This is a genomic window from Kribbella sp. NPDC026596 (genome assembly GCF_040638415.1).
In the GTDB taxonomy this organism is placed as follows: domain Bacteria; phylum Actinomycetota; class Actinomycetes; order Propionibacteriales; family Kribbellaceae; genus Kribbella.
In genome coordinates this window covers 20,439-35,271 of record NZ_JBEZYF010000014.1, presented here as the reverse complement: position 1 = coordinate 35,271, position 14,833 = coordinate 20,439, and the positions used below count along the sequence as shown (strand labels likewise).

Below are 14,833 nucleotides of genomic sequence, written 5' to 3'. Positions count from 1 at the left end.
GTCAGGCGCGGGCTACGCCGTCGGTGTGGGCCGCGGCGGCGACTGCGCCCGCGACCGCGGGGGCTACGCGCTCGTCGAAGGGGGACGGGATGATGTAGTCGGGGCGGAGGTCGGCTTCGGCGATCAGGCCTGCCAGGGCGTCCGCGGCGGCCAGCTTCATGCCTTCGGTGATGCGGGACGCGTTGGCGTCGAACGCACCGCGGAAGATGCCGGGGAACGCGAGGACGTTGTTGATCTGGTTCGGGAAGTCCGAGCGACCGGTCGCGACGACGGCGGCGTGCCGGTGCGCGATGTCCGGGTGCACCTCGGGGTTCGGGTTCGCCAGCGCGAAGATCATCGCGTCATCGGCCATCCGCGCGATCGCTTCCTCGGGCACGGTCCCACCGGACACACCGAGGAACAGGTCAGCGCCCGCGAGCGCATCGACCAGCCGGCCTGAAAGCCCACCGGTGTTGGTGTCGCGCGCCAGCGAAAGCTTGACCGGGTTCAGATCCGAGCGGTCCTCGTGCAGCACGCCCTTGCTGTCGACGACCGCCAGGTCGCCAACCCCTGCCTGCAAAAGGATTCGAGCACACGCGACCCCAGCCGCTCCGGCTCCGGAGATCACCACACGGATGTCACTGATCGACTTGCCGGTGACCCGCAATGCGTTCCGCAGAGCCGCGAGTACGACGACCGCCGTACCGTGCTGGTCGTCGTGGAACACCGGGATGTCGAGCCGCTCCTTCAACCGCCGCTCGATCTCGAAGCAGCGCGGCGCGGAGATGTCCTCCAGGTTGATCCCGCCGAACGACGGCGCCATCCGGGCGACGGTCTCGACGAACTCGTCCACGTTGGTGCAGTCCAGGGCGATCGGCACCGAGTCGACGCCGCCGAACTCCTTGAACAGCAGGGCCTTGCCTTCCATCACCGGCAGCGATGCGGACGGCCCGATGTCGCCGAGGCCGAGGACCGCGGTGCCGTCGGTGACGACCGCCACCACGTTGGACGTCCAGGTGTAGCGGCGGACCAGGGACGGGTCCTCGGCGATCGCGGTGCAGACCCGGGCGACGCCGGGGGTATAGGCCTTGGACAGGTCGTCGGCGTCGCGGACGTGGATCGAGGACGTGACCTCGATCTTGCCGGCGCGGTGCAGCTCGAAGACGGCGTCACCGGCAAATGGGTCGGAAACCTCAGGTGAGAATGGCTGGGCGACCATCAGAGCCCTTTCGCGAAAACTGGGGATAAGTGTTCAAAAGCAGGGGATCGCCCGTGCGTAGCAGTAAACCACACAGGCTACTGGTCTGCTGTGAGGGGTCCCACATCCGGACCAAGGACCGGCGGTTGTGCCAGGATGCGGTTTCCCCCACCACGCCGAGGAGAATTCGCGATGAACATCGTCTCCACCCTCCGCCCCCGTCGCCGGACCGTGGCCGCCGTATCGGCCGCCGTCCTCGCGCTCGCGGTGACCGCCTGCGGCAGCGACGACAAGGGCAGTGACACCTCCGGCGACAAGGCCGCCGCGGCCGGCATCACGCTGGTGAAGCCCGGCAAGCTGACCGTCTGCACCCACCTGCCGTACAAGCCGTTCCAGTACAAGGACGGCGGCAAGGTGGTCGGCTTCGACGTGGACCTGCTCGACCTGGTCGCCAAGGACCTCGGCATCGAGCAGGAGGTGGTCAACATCGAGTGGTCCCAGATCACCTCGGGCGCGGCCTTCGCAGCGAAGAAGTGCGACATGGGCATGGGCGCGATGACGATCCGCGAGGACCGGCAGAAGGCGCTCGCGATCACCGATCCGTACATGGACGCGACCCAGGTCCTGCTGGTGAAGAAGGACTCGCCGTACAAGACGCTGGCGGACCTGAAGGGCAAGAAGGTCGGCGTCCAGGCCGACACCACCGGCAAGGACTACGCGAACGCGCACAAGGCCGAGAACGGGTACGAGGTGGTCACGTTCGACGACCTGACCCTGCAGACCAACAACGTGAAGTCCGGCCGGGTCGAGGCGGGTATCAACGACAACGGCGTGCTGTACCCGTTCGTGTCGGAGAACCAGGACACCGCCGTGGTCGCCGAGTTCGACACCGGTGAGCAGTACGGCTTCGCCGCGAAGAAGAACGACCCGAGCGGCATCAAGCTCGTCGAGAAGTTCAACGAGCTGCTGACCAAGGCGAAGTCCGACGGCACTTACAACGAGATCTACAAGAAGTGGTTCAAGACCGAGCCGAAGAAGTGAGCGCGCCCGAACAGACCACCGTGGCCCGCCGGCCGGGGCTCAGCCCCCGGCAGCGGGCCCAGCGGTGGCGGATCGTCCAGTACGCCGTTCTGATCGTCCTGGTGCTGGTCGCGATCTTCGCGGCCGACTGGCAGCAGATCGGCGACGTCTTCTTCCGGCCCGCGCTGATCAAGACCGCGCTCACCGAGGGTCTGCCGCAGGCGCTGCTGAAGACCATCGAGTACACCGCCGGCGCGTTCGTCATCGGTCTGGTGGCGGGCACCGTGCTGGCCCTGATGCGGCTCAGTTCGGTCGGGCCGTACCGCTGGCTGGCGACGGCGTACATCGAGTTCTTCCGGGGACTGCCGGCGATCGTGGTGTTCATCGCGTTCAGCCTGCTGCCGTTGGCGTTCGAGGGCATGACCGTCCCGCTCGATCCGTACGGCGTCGTCTGGCTGGCGCTCGGGATCGTGGCGGCGGCGTACATGGCCGAGGTGATCCGGGCCGGCATCCAGGCGGTGCCGCGAGGGCAGATCGAGGCGGCCCGCTCGCTCGGCATGCCGGCCGGGCTGGCGATGCGGAAGATCGTGCTGCCACAGGCGTTCCGGATCGTCCTCCCGCCGCTGGCCAACGACCTGATCCTGCTGGTGAAGGACTCCTCGCTGGTGTTCATCATCGGGGTGTCGACCAGCGGGAACGAGCTGACCGGGTTCGGCCGCGAGCTGGCCAACAGCGAGTCGAACCTGACGCCGCTGATCACGGCCGGCTTCTGTTACCTGATCATCACCCTCCCGCTCGGCATCCTGGTCCGCCGGCTCGAGGCCCGAGCAGCGAGGGCCCGCTGATGGCACTGGTCGAAATCAAGAACCTGCACAAGTCCTTCGGCAGCAACCACGTCCTGCGCGGCATCGACTTCACCGTCGAGCAGGGCGAGGTCGTCTGTGTGATCGGGCCGTCCGGTTCGGGCAAGTCGACGCTGCTGCGGTGCGTGAACCTGCTCGAACAGCCGCAGGAGGGGCAGGTGATCGTCCGCGGTGAGGACATCACCGACCCGGACTGCCACTTGGACGCGGCCCGGCAGCAGATCGGGATCGTGTTCCAGCAGTTCAACCTCTTCCCGCACCTGACCGCCCTGGCCAACTGCACGATCGCCCAGCGGACCGTGCTGAAGCGCAGCCCGGCCGACGCCGACCGGGTCGCCCGGGCCAACCTGGAACGGGTCGGCCTGACCGACAAGATGTCCGCGTATCCGGCGCAGCTGTCCGGTGGTCAGCAGCAACGGGTCGCGATCGCCCGAGCGTTGTCGATGGACCCGGCGCTGATGCTGTTCGACGAGCCGACCTCGGCGCTCGATCCGGAGCTCGTCGGCGACGTACTCACGGTGATGCGCAAGCTGGCCCTGGACGGGATGACCATGCTCGTGGTCACCCACGAGATGGCCTTCGCCCGCGAGGTCGCGGACCGCGTCGTCTTCATGGACGGCGGCGTCATCGTCGAGCAGGGCCCGCCCGCCGAGGTCATCGGCGATCCCAGGGAAGAGCGCACCCGCACCTTCCTCCGCCGCGTCCTCGACCCGACCCACGTCGAGCCGGCGACCTGAACGCCGTACGTCGTCACGCTGCGTGTCCGGGCTGTCGACGGGCCGCACGCGTGACGCCCGCAACGACTACGAAAAGGTCTCCATTCCGCGTTGGTCCGTGCGCCGTAGGCATGCGGCTGTGTCAAGATGCGGACACATGGCGCCGGGATCGATCGGTGCCCGGGTTTGGAGGAGCAGATGTCTGTTCTGCGAAGGACGCTCGTACTGTCGGGCGTTCTGGTTCTCGCCGCCGCCGGTTGCGGTTCGAGCTCGCTCGAAGGTGGGTCTTCCACCAGCGCCCCGACCAGCGCACCCTCCAGCGCCCCGGTCAGCGCGGACCCCAGCCTGGCCAACGCGCTGCCGGCCAAGGTCAAGTCCGCCGGAAAGATCGTCGTCGGCGTCGACGCCAGCTACCCGCCGAACGAGTTCCTGCAAGGCGGCACGAAGGTCGTCGGGTGGGATGTCGACCTGTTCGACGCCGTGGCGAAGAAGTTCGGCGTCACGGTCGAGTGGCAGCCGGCCGGGTTCGACACGATCATCACCGGTGTCCAGGGCGGCAAGTACGACATGGGCATCTCGTCGTTCACGATCAACGACAAGCGCAAGCAGCAGGTCAACATGGTCAGCTACTTCAACGCCGGCACGCTGTGGGCGACCCAGAAGGGCAACCCGAAGGGCGTCAACGCCGACGACGCGTGCGGCAAGACCGTCGCGGTGCAGAAGGGAACGGTGCAGCTCGAGGAGGACCTGCCCAAGCGGCAGGCCAAGTGCAAGGCCGAGGGCAAGCCCGAGATCAAGCTCGTCGTCCGCGACAAGCAGGACCAGGCGAACTCGGACCTGGTCGCCGGCAAGGCCGACGCGATGCTGGCCGACTCCCCCATCGTGGCGTACGCGATCCAGCAGACCGGAGACAAGCTCGAGCAGCTCGGTCAGATCTACGACGCCGCGCCGTACGGCTATGTCGTCCCGAAGGCGGAGACCGCGTTCGCGCAGGCGATCGCCGACGCGCTGAAGTCGCTGAACACCGACGGCACCTACAAGAGCACGCTGCAGAAGTGGAACAACGACTCGGGTGCGATCACCGACTTCGCCGTGAACCCGTGAGCTGACCATGAGCACTGACACCGAAACGCGCCCGGCCGCTGAGGCTGCCGACCGGCCGGGCGCGATCAACGCTGTACCGGTCCGGCATCCCGGGCGGTGGGTCGCCATCGCCGTGATCGCGGTCCTGTTGGCGATGCTGATCCACCTGCTGGTGACCAACAAGGCCTTCGACTGGCGCTTCGTCTTCCAGGCGATGAACCAGCAGCCGGTGATCAACGGCTTCATCAGGGGCACCTTGCTGGTCACCGTGCTGTCGATGATCGTCGGGGTGTCCGGCGGTGTCCTGCTGGCCGTGATGCGGCTGTCCGACAACCCGATCCTGGCGGGGGTGTCCTGGGCCTTCACCTGGTTCTTCCGCAGCGTCCCGCGCTACCTGCTGCTGTTCACCATGGGCACGCTCGGAGTGCTGTTCCCGGCGGGCATCTCGTTCGGGGTGCCGTTCGACTACAAGATCATCGACTGGCTCGGGTTGTCCGGTGACTGGCGGTTCCTGAACCTGGACGCCAACCAGGTCTTCACCGGCCTGGTCGCCGGTGTGATCGGGCTCGGGCTGTCCGAGGCGGCGTACATGGCCGAGATCGCCCGGGCCGGGATCATGAGTGTGGACAAGGGCCAGGCCGAGGCCGCCGAGGCGCTCGGGATGGGCAGCGGCAAGGTGATGCGGCGCGTGGTACTGCCACAAGCGATGCGGGTGATCGTGCCGCCGACCGGCAACGAGACCATCGCAATGCTGAAGGACACCTCGCTGCTGCTCGCCGTACCGGTGATCGGCGAGCTGTTCTACCAGCTGCAGTCGATCGGAAGCACGTACTACAAGACGTTCCCGATCGCTGTCGCCGCGACTCTGTACTACCTGGCCGCGACCAGTGTGCTGATGGTCGGCCAGTACTTCCTCGAGCGGCACTTCGGCCGGGGCTTCGGAACCAAGGCGCCGCGGGCCGCCCGCCCGGCCGGCGCGGGAGGTGCGTGATGACTGAAGCGGCGGCCGCCGAGACGGCCACACCTTCGGCCCAACCCCTGGTCCACGCGGTCAACGTGACCAAGTCCTTCCACCACATCGAAGTACTCAAGGGCATCGACCTCGACGTCGACCGCGGTCAGGTGGTCTGCCTGCTCGGGCCGTCCGGCTCGGGCAAGACGACGTTCCTGCGCTGCATCAACCAGCTCGAGACGATCGACGGCGGCCGGATCTGGGTGGATGGCGACCTGATGGGGTACGCCGACCGCGGCGGAAAGCTGTATCGCCTGACGAACAAGCAGATCGCGGCCCAGCGGCGCGAGATCGGCATGGTCTTCCAGCGGTTCAACCTGTTCCCGCACAAGACCGCGCTGGAGAACATCATCGAGGCGCCCACCCAGGTGAAGGGCGAGTCGAAGAAGTCCGCCCGGGAGCGGGCGATGAAGCTGCTCGACCGGGTCGGGCTCGCGGACCGCTGCAACGTCTACCCGGCACAGCTGTCGGGCGGTCAGCAGCAGCGGATCGCGATCGCCCGGGCGCTGGCGATGCAGCCGAAGCTGATGCTGTTCGACGAGCCGACCTCGGCACTCGACCCGGAGCTGGTCGGCGAGGTGCTCGCGGTGATGCGCGAGCTGGCGCTGGACGGGATGACGATGATCGTGGTGACCCACGAGATGTCGTTCGCCCGGGAGGTCGCCGACACCGTCGTGTTCATGGACGGCGGCGTGGTGGTCGAGGCCGGGCCACCCAAGGACGTGATCGGAAACCCGCAACACTCGCGGACGCAGGCCTTCCTGGCCCGCCTCCGCTCAGAACACGAGCACCCGTAACAGCGCTTTTGGCCTCGCCTCCGGCTCGGCGTGGTCATGGGGCCTTGGCTCCCGCCCTTCCCTCGTCGCTCCGGTCGCTGCGCTCCTCAGTCCAGGGCGGGAGGCCCCATGACCTTCCGACGGACCCTCTGACCGTGCATCGAAGGCCTTCAGGTTGGATGATGTACGGCGTGGTGGGCCGATCGGCCGCGCCGGACACGAGGGAGGCAGCGTGAGCAGCACCGGACGATCCGCCGAGGTCCGCCTGAGCATTCCGGCGGACAGTGCCTACATCGCCGTACCGCGATCGGTGGTCGGCAACCTGGCTGCTCGCAACGACTTCACCGTGGACGCGATCGACGATCTGCGGATCGCTGTCGACGAGGCGTGCGCGCTGCTGCTGCCGCAGGCGGCCGACGGCGTGCTGGACTGCGTCTTCGAGATCGACCCTCCGCAGATCACCGTGCGGACGAGCGCCCTGGTCCCGGACGGCTGGCGTCCGGACACCAGTTCGTTCGGCTGGACCGTGCTGACCGCACTGGTCGAGTCGGTGGCCGCCGAGATGATCGACGACCGGCTCACGATCACCGTGACGGCAACCGCCACCGCCGCGGAGAACGCGTGACCGACGACCAGACCCTGGGCGAGCCCCAGGAAACTCCGGATCTCCGCACCCGGACCGCCCAACTGTTCCGCGCGATGGCTGCAGCCGGTCCCGGTACGCCGGGACGCACCGCGGCCCGGGACGGCCTGGTAGCGCTGCACATGCCGCTGGTGGAGCACCTGGCCCGCCGCTTCCGGAACCGGGGTGAGCCGTACGACGACCTCGTGCAGGTGGCGACGATCGGGCTGATCAAAGCGATCGATCGCTTCGATTCCGACCGAGGGGTGGAGTTCTCGACGTACGCGACGCCGACGATCCTCGGCGAGATCAAGCGATACTTCCGGGACAAGGGCTGGGCGATCCGCGTGCCGCGGCGGCTGCAGGAGCTGCGGCTGTCGCTGACCGCCGCGACGGCCGAGCTGACCCAGCAGCTGGGCCGGGCGCCGACAGTGGCCGAGTTGTCCGAGCGGCTGGGCCTGTCGCCGGACCTGGTGATCGAGGGCCTCGAGTCCGCCAACGCTTACAACACGTTGTCCCTGGACGCCCCCGACCAGAACGAAGCGGACGCCACCACGGTCCTGGACGGGCTCGGCGGCGAGGACGAAGCCTTGGAGAGCGTCGAGTACCGGGAGTCCCTGAAACCGCTCTTGGCCCAGCTGGACACCCGGGAGAAGCGGATCCTGACGCTGCGCTTCTTCCGCGGCATGACGCAGTCGCAGATCGCCGAGGAGATCGGCATCTCCCAGATGCACGTCTCCCGGCTGCTGGCCCGCACCCTCACCGAGCTGCGGACCGGCCTGCTGAAGGAGTAAAAGCCCTACAGGACCGGGTGGTCCTTGGCCGGGTTGTCGGCCAGGGCCTCCGTGGACGCCTTCTGGAACAAGCAGACCAGTACGCCGACGGCCGCGACCGCCAGCGCGATCGCGACGGCCTTGGTGGACCCACCCCAGAAGCTGTAGGCGACCAGCAGCTGGATCAGCTGCGCGAACACGGCCGGCCCCCGGCTCCAGGTCGACGCCCGGAACAGCCCACGGGCGACGAATCCGAGGCCCGCGCCGTACGCGATGAAGAACGCCGCCGTGGTCAGACCGAGCACCAGACGGTCGCCGTGGATCGTAAATGCCTCGGCAATTCCAAGAACGATGAGCACAAGCCCTTCCGCAGCGACCACAGCCGCGGCTAGCTTGAGCGGTCTCGGTACGGCGGCAGCTGGGGAGTCGGTCGGCACTTCGCCAGCTTAGTGCCCGGTGCCGTGGGTACTTCGGGCACAAGGACGACCACCAACTCTTCCGCGAGCCCGGTTCGGGTCGCGGAACCCCAGCCCCACAGGGATTTGAGGTTGTGCGTAACCAAAAGGTGGTCGGAACGGTTACCTGCAGTGAACGGGCGACCGCAGAAGGGGCCTTCTGTCCGATAAACGGATGGAGAGAACCGCTGTGCGCCGGTTCGGAGTGTTAAGGAAGTGTTGTGATCTGATCGACAACTCCAGAACCCTTGTTTCACTCACCTGAGATTGGGAACATGGTGTCGTTCGTGAAAACGTTCACAACGCGGACCTGGATCGAACATCTCGCACCGCGAACCCCCCGTTGCGAGACGAGCAATGAGTAAGCAGCCGCTGATCGGGCACCAGACCTACCCGACAGCGAACGACAACTACTGAGAGAGATGGGATCCGCCATGGATTGGCGCCACCGGGCCGTATGCCTCGACGAGGACCCGGAACTGTTCTTCCCCATCGGCAACACCGGGCCCGCGATCATGCAGATCGAGGAGGCCAAGCAGGTGTGCCGTCGCTGCGACGTGCGTGAGCAGTGCCTCGCCTGGGCGCTGGAAGCCGGCCAGGATCACGGTGTCTGGGGTGGCCTGAGCGAAGACGAGCGCCGCGCCCTGAAGCGCCGCAACGCCCGCGCCCGCATCCGCACCGCCTGAGCACGAATCGTCGAGGCCCCGCGGGATCCGCGGGGCCTTTGGTTTTCCCGGCCACCGGTCGAGGTGGCCACTCCTCCTTGAAGCGGCTACTCCTTGACCGGGATATCCAGGGTCACCTGGGTTCCGGACTTGCCGTCGTGGCGCGGGCCGAACTCCAGGGTTCCGTCCAGCTCCCCGATCACCAGGGTGCGGACGATCGACAGCCCGAGGTTCCCGGACAGTTCGGAATCGAAGTTCGCCGGCAGCCCTTGACCGTCGTCCACGACCGTCACGTGCAGCCGGCCGACGGACCGCTCGGCGGCCAGCTCGATCGAACCGGTCGCCTCGCCGCCGTCGCCCTCCTCGTCAGCACGCCGGCCGAACGCGTGCTCCACCGAGTTCTGCATGAGTTCGGTGAGCACCATCGCCAGCGGGGTCGCGATCTCGGAGTCCAGCACACCGAAGCTCCCACTACGACGCGTCTCCACGGAGGTGTCGACCGTCGACACATCAGCCACCATCAGGGCGATCCGGTCGGCGACGTCGTCGAAGTCCACGTGCTCGTCGAAGGACTCCGACAGCGTCTCGTGGACGATCGCGATCGACCCGACCCGCCGGACCGCCTCGGCCAGCGCCGCCTGGCCTTCCGGCACGGAGATCCGCCGGCCCTGCATCCGGAGTAACGCGGCGACGGTCTGCAAGTTGTTCTTGACGCGATGATGAATCTCCCGGATGGTCGCCTCCTTGGTGACCAGCTCCCGCTCCCGGCTCCGCAGCTCCGTCACGTCCCGGAGCAGGATCAGCGCCCCCACGTGCTGACCGTCCGCCCGCAGCGGGATCGCGCGCAGGAACAGCGTGGCCTCGGAGTTCTCGATCTCGATCTCCTTGGCCGCGCGCCCGGTCAGCACCGACGCCAGGACGTCGTCGACCTTGTGCCCGCTGTGCATGAGCTCACCGGTGATGTCCTTCAGCCGGCTCCCGACCAGGTCGGTGACCAGCCCCATTCGCCGGTACGCCGACAACGCGTTGGGGCTGGCGAACGTCACCATGCCGTGCCGATCGACCCGGATACACCCGTCGCCCACGCGTGGCGTCCTGGAGAGCAGCCGCTCCCCGCCGTACGGGAAGATGCCGTCGGTGATCATCCGGGCCAGGTCGGTGGCGCTCTGCAGGTAGGCGATCTCCAGCCGGGACGGGGTCCGGACACCGAGCAGGTTGGTGTTGCGCGCGATCACCGCGATCACCCGGGTGCCCCGGCGTACCGGGATCGTCTCGACCCGGACCGGGACGTCGTCGCGCCACTCCGGGTCGCCCTCGCGGCAGATCCGGCCGCCGTCGTACGCCTGGTCGAGCAGGTGCCGGCGGCCGCGCGGGATGAAGCTCCCGACGATGTCGTCCAGGTACGCCGTAGGCCCGGTGGTGGGCCGCATCTGCGCCCCGGCCCAGAACCCGAGCCCCTCGGTGTCGGGCAACCAGAGCACGAGGTCGGCGAACGACAGGTCGGCCAGCATCTGCCAGTCCGAGACGAGCAGCTGCAGGCGATCCAGGTCGGCCTGGTCCAGGGTGGTGTGGTTGCGAGCCACATCTGTCAGAGACGGCACGCTCCGATGCTACCGATGGCTTATACCAGTACCTGCGGTGGTCCGCTCGACAACTAGGTGTATGTAGGTGTTGATTGATCAGGCACGGATGAAAGGATGCTTTGGTGGAGTCGTCGACGTACTGGCAGGACGTGATGGCCGCGGACTACGCGGTGCCGCACGACCGCGCTCTCACCGACCTCACCGAGGAGCTCGTCCGCGGCCTCGCCAGCACCAACCCGCAGGTCCGCGACGCGCTCGCCTACCCGACGCTCGCGACCTGGCTGGAGCGCGGGGTGTACGACGATCTCCTGCCGGGGTTCGGGGACGGTCTGTGCGCCGGGCTGAACTACGGACTCGGTGAGGACGGCACCGACACGGTCTTCCGCCGGTCGTTCACGGCACTGACGCTGGCCGAGGTGATCCACCGCGACAACGCCGAGTTCCTGGTGCACGACGAGGTGGTGATGCGCTGGGGCGACCGGCTGGCCACCTGGCTGCTGCGCGAGCGTGACCTGCGCGGGTTCGTACCGGACTGCGGCTGGGCGCATGCCGTTGCCCACGGCGCCGATGCGATCGGTGCCCTGGCCCGCTCCCGGCACTGCGACGCCGGCGTACTGCGCGCGTTGCTCGACGTCCTCGCGGACCGGATCGTCAAGGACACGCAGTACCGCTGGGTGCACGAGGAGCACGACCGCGTCGCGCATGCGGTGATGACGATCCTGCACCGGAACATGCTGACCAGTGACGAGCTCGAGCGGTGGCTCAAGCCGATCGCGGCGACCGCGGCGCAGCAGCCGTTGATGCACGAGACGTTGCCGGAGTGGCCGACACCCTCGGTGTTCAACGCCCGCGGCGTTCTGCACGTGTTGCTCAGCCAGCTCGCGATCGGTGTGAAGGGCTTCCCGATCCCCGGCGACGACGACCTGTTCGGCCGGCCGATCGAGGCCCGCGCCGACCTGCTGCTGATGCTGACCGAATCGGTGCAGGCGTCACAGCCGTACATCTACCGCCCCGCCACTAACCCCCAGTCGTAGGTACGGCGACTGTCGCGACGACGGCCCGGTGATCGGTGCCCGCGATCGCGTACGTCGTGAACCCGCCCGGCTGGAACTGCCGGGTCACCACCACATGGTCGATCTGGGTCCGCACCACCGCCGGCTGATCGGACGGCCAGGTCCCCACCAGTCCATCGCCCACCGTCGGGGCCACGCTGCGGCAGTTGCCGCCCAGCGCGTGCCGGAACTCCGCGTGATCGAGGGTCGCGTTGAAGTCGCCGGCCACGATCGTCGGCGGATCCTCGGAGCACCATTGCCGCAGCACCTGGAGGTCCTGCTTCCAGGTGGTCACCGCGTCCGGCAGCGGCGGGAACCCGTGGTACGCGATCAGGCGGATGTCACCGAGCGTGCCACCGGTCACGACGATGTGACCGAACGCCGTACCGTCCTCCGCGTCGAACGCCACCGCGCCGAGCGACGACGACACCAGCACACTGGTCGCACTCTCCACCGCCTTGGCCGGCTGGGTCGTGTACCCCTGGTAATCAAGGCCCTGCAGGTGCGCGCGGATCTCCTCCCGGACGTCGACCTGTGCCTCGGGCAACGAAACCAGGTCCGGGTGACGCTCCCGGATCACCTGGGCCACGTCCCCGGCGTCCGCCCCGCCGCCGAGCACGTTGGCCACCATGATCGTCAGCACCCGGGACCCCGCCGGCGCGGGCCGGGCGTCGGAGAACTTCCGCGGCGCGGTCAGCGCTCCCCCGGTCAGCGCCAGGACGGCGACGAGCGCGGCCGCGATCCGCCAGCCCCGCCGGATCAGCATCAGAAGCGCCAGCAGCAGGACCACGGCCAGCCCCTGCGGCCGGAACGCGACCAGCTGGGCGAACGGCGTGACCTCGTCCAGCCCGAACAGCTCCGGATACAGCGGAACGGCAACGACCGCGACGAACAACACGGACAGGACGACCCGCCGGATGAACCATGCGCGTTCGTTATCCATGAACCACCCTGAAGATCTAGTCCCGTGTGGGTACGAACGGTAGCGTGCTCCGTTGCGCCTGCTACGTCCCGAGGAGGTTTGCAGTGTCCCGATTGTCCGCGGTCAGACCCGCGTACTGGATCTCCGGCGTCCTGCTGGCGGTCGCGATCGTCGTACCGCTCCTGGTTTCCACCTACGCCAAGGACGCGCCCCGACTGTGGGGCTTCCCGTTCTTCTACTGGTACCAGCTGCTGTGGGTCTTCATCTCGGCGGCGCTGGTGAGTGTCTGCTACCGGCTGGTGAGCCGGGAGGAACGCAAGCGGCGGGCGGAGCAGGGGCTTGGTGACCCTGACAACCCGGGCGCGGCGAAGGAGGCGGGCCGGTGAACACCTCTGTCGACTGGGTCCAGCTCATCATCGTCGTCGTCATCTTCGGCGCCGTCACCGCGATGGGCTTCATGGCCGCGCGCTGGCGCAACTCCGGCTCGATGGAGAGCCTGGACGAATGGGGTCTGGGCGGTCGTGGGTTCGGAACCTTCATCACCTGGTTCCTGCTCGGTGGCGACCTCTACACCGCCTACACCTTCATCGCCGTCCCGGCCGCGATGTACGCGACCGGCGCGATCAGCGGCTTCTTCGCGGTGCCGTACACGATCGTGGTCTACCCGATCATCTTCATCTTCATGTCCCGGCTGTGGTCGGTCTCGCACCGCAACGGCTACGTGACCCCGGCGGACTTCGTCGGCGGCCGGTACGGCAGCCGCGCGCTGTCACTGGCCGTCGCGGTCACCGGCATCCTGGCGACGATGCCGTACATCGCCCTGCAGCTGGTCGGTATGCAGGCCGTGTTCGAGACGATGGGTCTCGGCGGCGACAACGTGCTGGCCAAGGACATCCCGCTGCTGATCGCGTTCGCGGTGCTGGCGGCGTACACCTACTCGTCGGGTCTGCGGGCGCCGGCGATGATCGCGTTCGTCAAGGACGGCCTGATCTACCTGGTGATCGCGGTGGCGATCTTCTACCTGCCGCACGTGCTCGGCGGGTGGGACGCGATCTTCGGTGCCGCCGAGGAGAAGCTGACCAAGACCAACCCGGCCACCGGCAAGCCGGTCGGCGCGTTCATCCCCGGTGCGGCGGGCTTCTCGTCGTACTGGACGCTGGCGCTCGGATCCGCGATGGCGCTGTTCATGTACCCGCACTCGGTGACCGCGGTGCTGTCGACCAAGAACCGCAACATCGTCCGGCGGAACGCCGCGATCCTGCCGGCGTACTCGCTGCTGCTCGGCCTGCTCGCGTTGCTCGGCTTCATGGCGATCAAGGCGAACGTGAACACGAAGGGCCTGGACGGGATCACGAACCCACAGCTGGCGATCCCGCGGCTGTTCGACCAGGAGTTCCCCTCCTGGTTCGCGGGCATCGCCTTCGCGGCGATCGCGGTCGGTGCACTGGTGCCGGCGGCAATCATGTCGATCGCGGCGGCGAACCTGTTCACCCGCAACATCTACCGCGACTTCATCAAACGCGACGCCACCCCGGCGCAGGAGGCGAAGGTCTCCAAGCTGGCGTCGCTGGCGGTGAAGCTGGGCGCGCTGGCGTTCGTGCTCACGCTGGACAAGACGCTCGCCCTGAACTTCCAGCTGCTGGGCGGGATCTGGATCCTGCAGACCTTCCCGGCGATCGTGGTCGGCCTCTACACCCGGTGGTTCCACCGCTGGGCGCTGCTGGCCGGCTGGGCGGTGGCGATGGTGTTCGGCACCGTCCAGGCCTACAACGTGGTCAACCCGGCGACGAAGAAACACTTCGGCGGCTCGCTGGCGAACATCCCGTTCACCGATACGCCGGTCTACATCGCGCTGACCGCGTTCGGGCTCAACCTGATCGTGGTGATCGTGCTGACGGTGGTGTTCCGGGCGCTCAAGGTGCCGGACGGAGTGGACACCACGCACTCGACGGACTACGTCGCCGACCAGGGCGATCCGGGCGTGAAGGACCTGCCCGAGCTCCTCGACGAGGGCGGTGCGGCCCCGGCCAAGTCGTAGTCGTCGCCGCACAGCTGATGGCGGTCCTTCCTGGTGAAGGGCCGCCGTCACCTTTTGCCGCCAAGTCGACACGCTG

The 14,833-nt window shown here is 67.8% G+C and carries 16 protein-coding genes; 12 read left to right on the top strand and 4 right to left on the bottom strand.

Annotated features, from left to right (window positions below; translation table 11 throughout):
* Position 1: 1 nt before the first annotated feature.
* Entirely contained in the window at positions 2–1,198 is a 1,197-nt protein-coding gene (locus AB0E63_RS14145) for an NADP-dependent malic enzyme (protein ID WP_360365314.1), read from the bottom strand.
* 171 nt (positions 1,199–1,369) lie between these two features.
* Between AB0E63_RS14145 and AB0E63_RS14140 the strand changes: the two genes are divergently transcribed.
* From AB0E63_RS14140 to AB0E63_RS14105, 8 genes are all read left to right on the top strand, one after another.
* Positions 1,370–2,218 (top strand): ABC transporter substrate-binding protein, encoded by an 849-nt coding sequence (locus tag AB0E63_RS14140; RefSeq protein ID WP_360365312.1) that lies wholly within the window; start codon positions 1,370–1,372, stop codon positions 2,216–2,218.
* Entirely contained in the window at positions 2,215–3,042 is an 828-nt protein-coding gene (locus AB0E63_RS14135) for an amino acid ABC transporter permease (RefSeq protein WP_360365310.1), read from the top strand. The genes AB0E63_RS14140 and AB0E63_RS14135 overlap by 4 nt, the downstream gene beginning before the upstream one ends.
* Complete coding sequence (locus AB0E63_RS14130; RefSeq protein ID WP_360365308.1) at positions 3,042–3,797, top strand: amino acid ABC transporter ATP-binding protein; 756 nt, start codon at positions 3,042–3,044, stop codon at positions 3,795–3,797. Before AB0E63_RS14135 ends, AB0E63_RS14130 begins: the two co-directional genes overlap by 1 nt.
* A 177-nt stretch (positions 3,798–3,974) precedes the next feature.
* Positions 3,975–4,880 carry an ABC transporter substrate-binding protein gene (locus AB0E63_RS14125; RefSeq protein ID WP_360365307.1) on the top strand — a complete coding sequence of 302 codons (906 nt, stop codon included), beginning with the start codon at positions 3,975–3,977 and terminating at the stop codon, positions 4,878–4,880.
* 7 nt (positions 4,881–4,887) lie between these two features.
* On the top strand, positions 4,888–5,850 hold the full coding sequence (locus tag AB0E63_RS14120; RefSeq protein WP_360365305.1) for an amino acid ABC transporter permease: 963 nt from the start codon (positions 4,888–4,890) through the stop codon (positions 5,848–5,850).
* On the top strand, positions 5,850–6,668 hold the full coding sequence (locus AB0E63_RS14115; RefSeq protein ID WP_360365303.1) for an amino acid ABC transporter ATP-binding protein: 819 nt from the start codon (positions 5,850–5,852) through the stop codon (positions 6,666–6,668). Before AB0E63_RS14120 ends, AB0E63_RS14115 begins: the two co-directional genes overlap by 1 nt.
* Before the next feature lie 211 nt (positions 6,669–6,879).
* Entirely contained in the window at positions 6,880–7,272 is a 393-nt protein-coding gene (locus tag AB0E63_RS14110) for an anti-sigma regulatory factor (protein ID WP_360365301.1), read from the top strand.
* Positions 7,269–8,063: an RNA polymerase sigma factor SigF gene (locus AB0E63_RS14105; protein WP_360365299.1), complete on the top strand. Its 795-nt coding sequence runs from the start codon at positions 7,269–7,271 to the stop codon at positions 8,061–8,063. The genes AB0E63_RS14110 and AB0E63_RS14105 overlap by 4 nt, the downstream gene beginning before the upstream one ends.
* 5 nt (positions 8,064–8,068) lie before the next feature.
* Here the strand turns inward: AB0E63_RS14105 and AB0E63_RS14100 are convergent, their stop codons facing one another.
* Positions 8,069–8,479 (bottom strand): hypothetical protein, encoded by a 411-nt coding sequence (locus tag AB0E63_RS14100; RefSeq protein ID WP_360365297.1) that lies wholly within the window; start codon positions 8,477–8,479, stop codon positions 8,069–8,071.
* A 452-nt stretch (positions 8,480–8,931) separates the two neighbouring features.
* On the opposite strand from AB0E63_RS14100, the gene AB0E63_RS14095 reads away from it, so the two are divergent.
* The gene (locus AB0E63_RS14095) at positions 8,932–9,183 is read left to right on the top strand and encodes a WhiB family transcriptional regulator (protein WP_012922773.1); all 252 of its coding nucleotides are present in this window, start codon (positions 8,932–8,934) and stop codon (positions 9,181–9,183) included.
* A gap of 86 nt (positions 9,184–9,269) precedes the next feature.
* On the opposite strand, the gene AB0E63_RS14090 is transcribed toward AB0E63_RS14095, so the two are convergent.
* Entirely contained in the window at positions 9,270–10,763 is a 1,494-nt protein-coding gene (locus AB0E63_RS14090; protein WP_360365295.1) for a histidine kinase N-terminal domain-containing protein, read from the bottom strand.
* Positions 10,764–10,867: 104 nt separating this feature from the next.
* On the opposite strand from AB0E63_RS14090, the gene AB0E63_RS14085 reads away from it, so the two are divergent.
* A complete protein-coding gene (locus AB0E63_RS14085; RefSeq protein WP_360365293.1) occupies positions 10,868–11,779 on the top strand; it encodes a DUF2785 domain-containing protein in 912 nt (303 codons plus the stop codon).
* On the opposite strand, the gene AB0E63_RS14080 is transcribed toward AB0E63_RS14085, so the two are convergent.
* Positions 11,763–12,740: an endonuclease/exonuclease/phosphatase family protein gene (locus AB0E63_RS14080; RefSeq protein WP_360365291.1), complete on the bottom strand. Its 978-nt coding sequence runs from the start codon at positions 12,738–12,740 to the stop codon at positions 11,763–11,765. The genes AB0E63_RS14085 and AB0E63_RS14080 overlap by 17 nt on opposite strands.
* 83 nt (positions 12,741–12,823) lie before the next feature.
* Here AB0E63_RS14080 and AB0E63_RS14075 point away from each other — a divergent pair, with 83 nt between their 5' ends.
* A complete protein-coding gene (locus tag AB0E63_RS14075; protein ID WP_360365289.1) occupies positions 12,824–13,105 on the top strand; it encodes a DUF3311 domain-containing protein in 282 nt (93 codons plus the stop codon).
* Entirely contained in the window at positions 13,102–14,757 is a 1,656-nt protein-coding gene (gene mctP / locus AB0E63_RS14070) for a monocarboxylate uptake permease MctP (protein WP_360365287.1), read from the top strand. The genes AB0E63_RS14075 and mctP overlap by 4 nt, the downstream gene beginning before the upstream one ends.
* Positions 14,758–14,833 lie beyond the last annotated feature (76 nt).